The following is a 1,066-nucleotide window of genomic DNA, read 5'->3' as shown; positions in this document are numbered from 1 at the left end:
ACGGCTTGTGGATCTCAATCAAAAGAGGATGTAGTCAAAAAGCTTGAAAAACAAGCCGAAGAGATGGCCGGGTATAAGACCGAAGCTAATATGAAGATGCGTACGGGCAATGAAGAACAAAAATACCATATTCAAGTCTGGCACAAAAAAGATGACTTCTATCGAGTCAAATTGGAAAATGATCAGGACGAGAAAGGCAGTCAGATCATCTTGAAAAATGACAGCGGCGTGTATGTCCTGACTCCTGCCTTAAACAAGAGCTTCAAGTTTCAGAGTGAGTGGCCGCAAAATACAAGCCAGCCATATCTGTATGCTTCCTTGTTGAAGGATATCCAGGCAGACGCTGACTCAGAGTTCACAGCAGCCGAAAACTATTATAAATTCAAAACAAAAACAAATTATCAAAATAATAAGACCCTCCCTTATCAAGAAATCTATTTTGATAAGAAAACGTACCAGCCTGTCATGGTCAAAGTTTTTGATCAAGATATGAACGCTTTAGTAGAAGTACAGTTCGCTAATTTTGCTAAAGATGATTCGTTGAAGAAAGAAGACTTTGATGTAGACAAGAACATGGCGATGGCACCGACAGAAGCCCCTGTAGCAAATATGGGTGACTCTCAGGTGAGTGAGGTTCTATACCCCCAAGAAACTTATGGGGCGGAGCTCTCAGATGAACAAGAGGTAAAAACAGAAGAAGGAAAACGCGTTATCATGACGTATGATGGTGATAAGAACTTTACGCTTGTACAGGAAAAAGCGGAAGTGCAAGCAGCTAGTGCCCAACAAGCTGAAACGGTCAATGGCGATCCTGTCCAATTGGCTGATGGGGTCATTGGGGCTATGGATGGAAACCGCTTAGTGTGGAGTCATAACGGCACGACTTATCAGTTGGCCAGTAATGATTTGACCGAGGCAGAAATGGTGTCAGTAGCGAGCTCTATCAACAGTGATACAGTCAAATAGGTTTTGGAGGGAGCAGGCTTAACGGTCTGCTTTTATTTTTATCATCAGTCATAAGACAAACACTTGCGTGAGGAAAGACCATCTCATTCCAGTGTTTTCC

Annotated in this window: 1 protein-coding gene; it reads left to right on the top strand. The window is 42.6% G+C overall.

Annotated features, from left to right (window positions below):
• The coding region (locus tag LD39_RS23320) for an outer membrane lipoprotein carrier protein LolA (protein ID WP_035552854.1) at positions 1-966 on the top strand (966 nt) is incomplete at its 5' end.
• Between the last annotated feature and the right edge of the window lie 100 nt (positions 967-1,066).

It is taken from the genome of Halobacillus sp. BBL2006 (assembly GCF_000786645.1).
GTDB lineage: Bacteria > Bacillota > Bacilli > Bacillales > Halobacillaceae > Halobacillus.
The sequence above is the reverse complement of the archived record's forward strand: the minus strand, read 5'-3'. Positions and strand labels throughout refer to the sequence as shown.